Consider the following 8,099-nt stretch of genomic DNA (forward strand, 5'->3'; position numbering starts at 1 on the left):
CGGTGTAGTATGTCGTCGTATGACATGGTACGCCTGAGAGACAGCGAAGACGTCGCGGGTTTACCCGAAAATTGCCCAGATATTGGGGAATTTCACGAGATCGGCTAGGTATCTATTCATGTCTGATGACGTATGACATGAAATGAGTGTGCGCCAATCACCGGTTACCCGGTCGCGACCCGTGCACGTGGTGGTGCATCGACCGGGCAGCCTGTCCGGCGCCCGCCATCGCGGCCCTCGCGGCCGTTACGCCATCGACACGACGCTGTTGAGCAGCGTCTTCACGAGCACGGCCTGCCGCGTCGCGCCCGTTTTCGCGAAGATGCCGCGCAGGTGCGCGCGGGCGGTGTTCTTCGTGATGCCCGTCGCGGCGGCCGCTTCGTCGAGCGTCAGCCCGTCGACGAGCAGCAGCGCGATTTCGGTTTCCATCGGCGTGAGCCGGAACAGCCGGTGCAGCATGTCGCGCGACGTCTGCGGCGACGATGCCGGATCGCGGACGAACACCGCGACGGCCGGCCGGTGCTGGCGGTCCTCGGCGCCGCGGTAGGGCGCGAGCGGGCGCAGCAGCACGCTCAACGGCATTGCGCCGCCGGGGCGCGACAGCGTGGTGGCTTCGATGCGCGCAAGCGCGCCCGCGCGGAAATGCTCGAGCGCGGCCTGCAGCGCCTTCTGCAGCCGCCGCTCGTCGAGCGGGCACGATGCATGGAGCCGCTCCTGGCGCATGCACAGCCCGTCCTGCTGCTCGATCAGCCGCTCGGCGATGCGGTTGCGCTTGATCACGCGGCCGTCCTCGTCGACGATCGCGGTGCCGACATCGAGCCGGTCGACGGTGCCCGCGTACAGCGCGCGTTCGGCATCGAGCACGTCGAACGCCGCGTGCAGTTCGACCGCCCGCTGCAGGTGCGGCAGCAGCGTCGCGACCTGCGCGCGCTCGGCCGCGTCGAAATCGCGGCCGCCGTGCGCGCGGCTCACGAAGAACGCGCATTCGACGCCGCGTTCGCCGCGCAGGTTCGCGCCGAGGATGTAGCGCAGGTCGAGCGGCTGCAGGTACTGCCGGTAGAAATCGTGCGCGCGCCACGCGGTTTCGCCGAACAGCCGGTCGGCCGTGAAGACCTGGCCGGGCGGCTGGTCGAGAAACGGACACAGCGCATAGAACTGTTCGCTGTACGACGGCTCGCCGGGCAACAGCGGGCCGTGCGCCGACGCGTTGATGATGAGCCCGTGCCGTGCGCCGCCCGGATTGCGCAGCACCAGGGTCGTGAAGCTCGCGTCGAGCCGCGCGCGGACCGCTTCGAGGAAGCCGGCCCACGGGGTCGCTTCCGACGGGCCCTGATAGACGAGCCCGAGCCACGCGCTGAGTTCGCGCGCCGTCCACGCCGCGTCGTCGAAACCGTCGTGTGCGGCCGGATCGCCGGGCGCCAGCGCGATGGGCATGCTCGTGTACTCCTGATCGGGATGAAGGATTCCCGGACCAGCATACCGGCCGGCTGGCCGCCCGCGTCATCCGAACGGAGTAGGCGACGCGGGCAGGCGGGCAACCGCCGGGCTGCCCGCTTGCGGTGCTTACGCCGCGCGCTCGCGCAGCAGGTACGCGACGATGCGGTCGGCCGCTTCTTCCGGCGACTCGGCTACCGTATCGACGCGCAGTTCGGGCTGCGCGGGCGGTTCGTACGGCGAATCGATGCCCGTGAAGTGCTTCAGCTCGCCGCGCCGCGCCTTCCTGTACAGACCCTTCGGATCGCGCTCCTCGGCGACCGCGAGCGGCGTGTCGACGAACACCTCGACGAACTCGTCGGGGCCGACCATCGCACGCGCCATGTCGCGTTCCGCGCGGAACGGCGAGATGAACGACACGAGCGTGATGAGCCCCGCGTCGAGCATCAGCCGCGCGACTTCGGCGACGCGCCGGATGTTCTCCACGCGATCGGCCTCGGTGAAGCCGAGATCGCGATTAAGCCCGTGCCGCACGTTGTCGCCGTCGAGCAGGTACGTGTGCTTGCCCAGCGCGTGCAGCCGCTTCTCGACGAGGTTCGCGATGGTCGACTTGCCGGCGCCCGACAGCCCTGTCAGCCACACGATGCGCGGCGTCTGCGCCTTCTGCGCGGCGCGCGCGGCGCGGTCGACGTCGACGGCCTGCCAGTGCACGTTGTGCGCGCGGCGCAGCGCGAAGTGCAGCATCCCGGCGCCGACCGTATCGTTGGTGAAGCGGTCGATCACGATGAAGCCGCCCGTGTGGCGGTTGCGGTCGTACGGATCGAACGCGACGGGGCGGTCGAAGCTCAGGTTGCACACGCCGATCTCGTTGAGCGCGAGCGTGCGCGCCGCGAGATGCTCGCGCGTGTTCACGTCGATCTTGTACTTCGGCGTCGCGCAGGTCGCGCCGACCGTCTGCGTGCCGAGCTTCACGAGATACGGGCGGCCGGGCAGCAGCGGCTCGTCGTGCATCCACACGAGCGTCGCCTCGAACTGGTCGGCTACCTCGGGCGGCGCATCCGCGCGCGCGATCATGTCGCCGCGGCTGATGTCGATCTCGTCGGCGAGCGTGAGCGTCACCGCGTCGCCGGCGCGCGCGACGTCGCTTTCGCCACCTTGCGTGATCACCGACGCGACGCGGCTCTCCTTGCCGGACGGCAGCACGCGCACGCGCTCGCCGACACGGATCTCGCCCGACGCGATGCTGCCCGCGTAGCCGCGGAAATTCAGGTGCGGGCGGTTGACCCACTGCACCGGCAGCCGGAACGGCTCGTCGCGCGTCACGCGCGCGGCGAGCGGCAGCGTGTCGAGATGCTGCATCAGCGTCGGGCCCGTGTACCACGGCATCCGCGCGCTCGACGCGATCACGTTGTCGCCGCGCAGCGCCGACATCGGGATGCTGACGATCTCCGCTAGCCCGAGCTCGGCCGCGAACGCGCGATAGTCGGCATCGATGCGCTCGAACACGGCGCGGTCGTAGTCGACCAGGTCCATCTTGTTGATCGCGAGCACCACGCGCTTGATGCCGATCAGCGCGACGAGATGGCTATGGCGGCGCGTCTGCGTGAGCACGCCCTTGCGCGCGTCGATCAGGATTACCGCGAGATCGGCGGTCGACGCGCCGGTGATCATGTTGCGCGTGTACTGCTCGTGGCCGGGCGTGTCGGCGACGATGAACTTGCGTCGCGCGGTCGCGAAGAAGCGGTACGCGACGTCGATCGTGATCCCTTGCTCGCGCTCGGCCGACAGGCCGTCGACGAGCAGCGCGAAATCGAGTTCGCCGCCCTGCGTGCCGACCTTCTTCGAATCGACTTCGAGCTGGGTCAACTGGTCGTCGAACAGCATGTTCGATTCGTAGAGCAGGCGACCGATCAGTGTGCTCTTGCCGTCGCCGACGCTGCCGCACGTGATGAAGCGCAGCAGGTCCTGGGTTTGCGCATCGTCGTCGGCGAGCGCGGCGGAATGGGGGCGCGCGAGCGTGTCGGGCGCGGTGAGAACGTGTGCCATCAGAAATATCCCTCCTGTTTCTTCTTTTCCATCGAACCGGCCGAATCGCTGTCGATCAGTCGTCCTTGCCGTTCGGACGTGCGCGTCTCGCGCATCTCCTGCAGGATGTCGTCGAGCGACGTCGCGTCGCTGTCGATCGCGCCTGTCAGCGGATAGCAGCCGAGCGTGCGGAACCGTACCTTGCGCATCCGTGGTACTTCGCCTTCGCGCAGCGGCAGGCGTTCGTCGTCGACCATGATCAGCGCGCCCTCACGTTCGACCACGGGCCGTTCCTTCGCGAAGTAGAGCGGCACGATCGGAATGTCGTGAAGCTGGATGTATTGCCAGATGTCGAGCTCGGTCCAGTTCGAGATCGGGAACACGCGCAGGCTTTCGCCCTTGCGCTTGCGCGCGTTGTACAGCGACCAGAGCTCGGGGCGCTGGCGCTTCGGGTCCCAGCGGTGCTGTTCCGAACGCAGCGACACGATGCGCTCCTTCGCGCGCGACTTTTCCTCGTCGCGGCGGGCGCCGCCGAACGCGGCGTCGAAGCCGTAGTGATCGAGCGCCTGCTTGAGCCCCTGCGTCTTCCACACGTCGGTGTGCACGGCCGAGCCGTGTGCGAACGGATTGATGTCGTTCGCGATGCCGTCGGGGTTGATGTGCACGCGCAGATCGAGGCCGAGGCGTGCGGCCGTCTCGTCGCGAAACGCGATCATCTCGCGGAATTTCCAGGTCGTATCGACGTGCAGCAGCGGAAAGGGCGGCTTCGCCGGGTAGAACGCCTTCATCGCGAGATGCAGCATGACCGAGCTGTCCTTGCCTATCGAATACAGCATCACCGGGTTCTCGCTCTCGGCGACCACCTCGCGCATGATGTGGATGCTTTCGGCCTCCAGCCGCTCCAAGTGGGTCAACATCGTTCGTCTCCTTGTTTCATGCCGGTGCCGCGCGACATGTGCGGCGTTTCGTGCATGACACCGACGGTATCGAGCGAGCGGCATGCCGCTCTTCGTCCGGGTGGACTAAACCGCGGCACGGCGGTGGAGCGGATCTTTCCTTAGTCCACCCGGACGAAGTGGCGCGCGGCGGCGGCGCTTAAGGTGAGCGCTCGACCATCGGCGGAGACGACACATGACGGACGACACACGTGCCACGCAATTGCTTTCGGGCCAGACCTGGGCCGATTTCTGCGACACCCTGAAACGCAGCGGACAACAGATCCTGCGCGCCGAAGCGCCGGACGATCCGCTGACACGCGCGGAAGGCTTCCGCTACCTGAGCCGGCTGATGCGCATCGCGCTCGAAATGCACGTCGAGTTTGCGGACGGTGCGTGGCCGGGTTTTTTCTCGCCGTCGCATGAGACCGCGAAGATCGGCGCCGACAATCCCGACAACCTGTACCAGTACGCGCGCCTCGACGGCCGCTGCGAATACCGCGTGACGGGGCGGCGCGGCACGGTGGCTTACCTGAGCTTCGGCACGCAGAAGGGCGGCTACGAGACCGACGGCAAGATGCTGCAGACGGGCTTTCTCGACGCGAAGCAGCTCGAGCTCGCGCCGGACGGCAGCTTCGAGATCGTATTGAGTGAGACGCCGCGCGCGGGCAACTGGGTGCGCATGGAGCCCGGCACCAACGCGTTACTGGTGCGCCAGACTTTCCTCGACCGTCGCGCGGAAACGCCGGCGCAGTTGAAGATCGAGCGTATCGGTGCCGACGATCGCCCGGCGCCGCTCGACCCGCTCGTGCTGCAGGGCGGCCTCACGCGCGCCGCGCAGTTCGTCGAGCAGACGTCGAAGCTGTTCGCGGACTGGGCCGCGAGCTACCGGTCGCACGTGAATGCGCTGCCACCCGCCGACCAGGCGCTGTGCCAGTCGGTCGGCGGCGATCCGAACATCTACTACTACCACTCGTGCTGGTCGCTGGCCGACGACGAAGCACTCGTGATCGACGTCGACACGGTGCCCGATTGCGATTTCTGGAACGTGCAGCTCAACAACTACTGGATGGAGTCGCTCGATTACCGGCACTTCGATATCTGCGTGAACAAGCACAGCGCACGGCTGAATGCAGACGGCGGCGTAACGGTGATCGTCGCGGCCGCGCGGCCGGGCGACGCGAACTGGCTCGATACGGCCGGGCATCGCACCGGCACGATCTGCTGGCGCTGGGTCGGTGCCGCGCGGCCGGTGCATCCGCGCACGCGTGTGGTGAAGCTCTCGACGCTGAAGGAGGCCGCATGAACGCACCGCTTGACCGGATCCGCACGCTGCTCGCAGCCGACGGGTTGATCGCTGAAGCCGTATCGCGCACGGCCGGGCTCACCGCGTTCGGTGACGGGCCGTATCGCGAAGCGCTCGACGTGATGTGCGCGTCGCTGATCGACGAAGCGAACCTGTCCGCACGCGGTGCGGAGATGATGCGCGAGAAGCTCGTCGGCCAGCTCGTGAACCGGCTCGTCGTCGAGGACTACTTCCAGCGTCATCCGGAGATCGCGGACATTGCGATCGACGATCCGCTCGTGATCGTCGGCCTGCCGCGCACCGGCACGACACTGCTGCAGCGCCTGCTGGCCGTCGACCCGCGGTTTCATTCGGCCGCGTGGTGGGAAACCCGCTACCCGGCACCGCTCGCGGGCGAGACGCTTGCCGAGCCGACGGTGCGCATCGCGCGCGCGCAGGCCGAGGTCGCGACGATGATCGACTGCATTCCGCAGATCCTGACGATCCATCCGCTCGATGCGATGCTCGCGGACGAAGAGTTCATGCTGATGGAGCACGCGTTCGTGTGCGCGATGGATTCATACGCGAACGTGCCGCGCTATACGGCCTGGCTCGCGCAACAGGATCTCACGCCGGTCTATACGTACCTGAAACGGATGCTGCAGTTCCTGCAGTGGCAGAAGGCACAGCGCGGCGTCGCGCCGGCCGCGCGCTGGCTGCTGAAGACGCCGCAGCACCTGCATGCGCTCGACGTGCTGTGCCGCGTGTTTCCGCGCGCGCAGGTCGTGCTGACGCACCGCGATCCGGCGCAGACGATTCCGTCGATGGCGAGCATGGCGCACACGCTGTGGCAGATGTATGCGGACGATCCCGATCCACTCGCCGTCGGCGCGCAGTGGAATGCGGGGATGGCACGCGCGATCGGCGCGGCGATGACGGCGCGCGACGCGCTGCCGGCCGACCGGTTCCTCGACGTGCGATTCGAGGACACGGTATCGAATCCGCTTGGTGTTGCCGAGGCCGTGTATGCCTTTGCCGGCATGTCGCTCGATGCCCGGCAGCATGCGGCGATGACGGACTGGATGGCGCGCAACGGCCGCGACAAGCGTGCCGCGCACGACTATTCGATCGCGCGCTTCGGCTTCACCGATGCGCAACTTGCGCGCGACTTCGCCGCGTATCGCGCGCGGCATTTGCGAGCGGCTGGCTGACGGCCGGACTCGCGAGACCAACGACAACCAGGAGACAAGCCATGTTGCTGAAGGACAAGATCGTCGTGATTTCCGGGATCGGCCCGGGGCTTGGCGTGAAGCTCGCCGTCGAGGCTGCGCGCGAGGGTGCGCGCGGTGTGGTCGTTGCGGCGCGCACGATGGAAAAGCTCGACGACGCCGAAGCGCGTATCGATGAACTCGGCGTCGACTGCGACGTGCTGAAGGTGAAGACCGACATCACCGACCGTGCGCAATGCCGGCAGCTCGCGACGCAAGCCGTCGAGCGCTTCGGCCGGATCGACGCGCTCGTGAACAGCGCATTCGTGCACGGCACGTTTCCGGAACCGGTGGAGGAAGCCGACCTCGACGGCTGGCGCACGGTGTTCGACACCAACGTCTTCGGCACGATGGCGCTCACGCAGGAAGTCGTGCCGCACATGAAGCGGCAGCAGCGCGGCGCGATCGTGATGATCAACACGCAGGCGACCCGCAAGCCTTTTGCAGGGGAAGGCGGCTACGCTGTATCGAAGGGGGCGCTCGCGGTTGCGGCAAAATATCTGGCGCGCGAACTCGGCGTGCACGGCATACGCGCGAACAGTATCCACATGGGGTGGATGTGGGGCGTGCCGACGCAGACGTATTTCCGGCAGGCGGCCGCCGAGTACGGGATGACGGAGGCGCAGATCATCGCGCCGATCGCGTCGAACATCGCGCTCGCGAAGCTGCCGACCGATGACGATTGCGCGCGCGCGGCGCTGTTCCTCGCGTCGGACTACGCGAACGCGGTGACGGGCGCGACGCTCGACGCGAACGGCGGCGATTTCATGCCCTGACGATGGAGCAAAGCATCATGCAGGACAACCACGAAGTACAACATTTCTTTGCGTTCAACGGCGATGCGGACGGGCTGTGCGCGCTTCAGCAACTGCGGCTCGCGGAGCGCGTGCGCGGCACGCTCGTGACCGGTGTGAAACGCGACATCAAGCTGCTCGAGCGGATCGACGCGCGTGCGGGCGATCTCGTCACCGTGCTCGACGTGTCGCACGACCAGAATCGCGATGCGTGCGCGCGGCTGCTGCGCGACGGCGCGACGGTCCGCTATTTCGACCATCACTTCGCGGGCGAACTGCCCGACGATCCGCGCTTCGCCGCGCATATCGACATGGCGGCCGACGTCTGCACGAGCGCGATCGTGAACCGTCATCTCGG

6 protein-coding genes and 1 pseudogene are annotated in these 8,099 nt (G+C 67.4%); 4 read left to right on the forward strand and 3 right to left on the reverse strand.

The window, feature by feature from the left end; genetic code table 11:
• Positions 1-246: 246 nt before the first annotated feature.
• The 3 genes from JYJ84_RS22330 to cysD form a co-directional block, all read right to left on the reverse strand.
• Positions 247-1,434: a helix-turn-helix transcriptional regulator gene (locus JYJ84_RS22330; protein WP_174961109.1), complete on the reverse strand. Its 1,188-nt coding sequence runs from the start codon at positions 1,432-1,434 to the stop codon at positions 247-249.
• A 129-nt stretch (positions 1,435-1,563) separates the two neighbouring features.
• Positions 1,564-3,480, reverse strand: coding sequence for a sulfate adenylyltransferase subunit CysN (gene cysN / locus JYJ84_RS22335; RefSeq protein WP_175222680.1), 1,917 nt, complete (start codon positions 3,478-3,480; stop codon positions 1,564-1,566).
• Positions 3,480-4,460, reverse strand: coding sequence for a sulfate adenylyltransferase subunit CysD (gene cysD / locus JYJ84_RS22340; RefSeq protein ID WP_175222679.1), 981 nt, complete (start codon positions 4,458-4,460; stop codon positions 3,480-3,482). Before cysD ends, cysN begins: the two co-directional genes overlap by 1 nt.
• 130 nt (positions 4,461-4,590) lie before the next feature.
• Between cysD and JYJ84_RS22345 the strand changes: the two genes are divergently transcribed.
• The 4 genes and pseudogenes from JYJ84_RS22345 to JYJ84_RS22360 form a co-directional block, all read left to right on the forward strand.
• The gene (locus JYJ84_RS22345) at positions 4,591-5,700 is read left to right on the forward strand and encodes a DUF1214 domain-containing protein (RefSeq protein WP_175222678.1); all 1,110 of its coding nucleotides are present in this window, start codon (positions 4,591-4,593) and stop codon (positions 5,698-5,700) included.
• The gene (locus JYJ84_RS22350; protein ID WP_175222677.1) at positions 5,697-6,890 is read left to right on the forward strand and encodes a sulfotransferase; all 1,194 of its coding nucleotides are present in this window, start codon (positions 5,697-5,699) and stop codon (positions 6,888-6,890) included. Before JYJ84_RS22345 ends, JYJ84_RS22350 begins: the two co-directional genes overlap by 4 nt.
• Before the next feature lie 41 nt (positions 6,891-6,931).
• Complete coding sequence (locus JYJ84_RS22355) at positions 6,932-7,723, forward strand: SDR family oxidoreductase (protein WP_175222676.1); 792 nt, start codon at positions 6,932-6,934, stop codon at positions 7,721-7,723.
• A gap of 17 nt (positions 7,724-7,740) precedes the next feature.
• A pseudogene (locus JYJ84_RS22360) lies at positions 7,741-8,099 on the forward strand (acetyltransferase); the annotation flags it as partial.

Origin of the sequence: Burkholderia sp. LMG 13014 (assembly GCF_905232215.1) — a bacterium.
GTDB lineage: Bacteria > Pseudomonadota > Gammaproteobacteria > Burkholderiales > Burkholderiaceae > Burkholderia.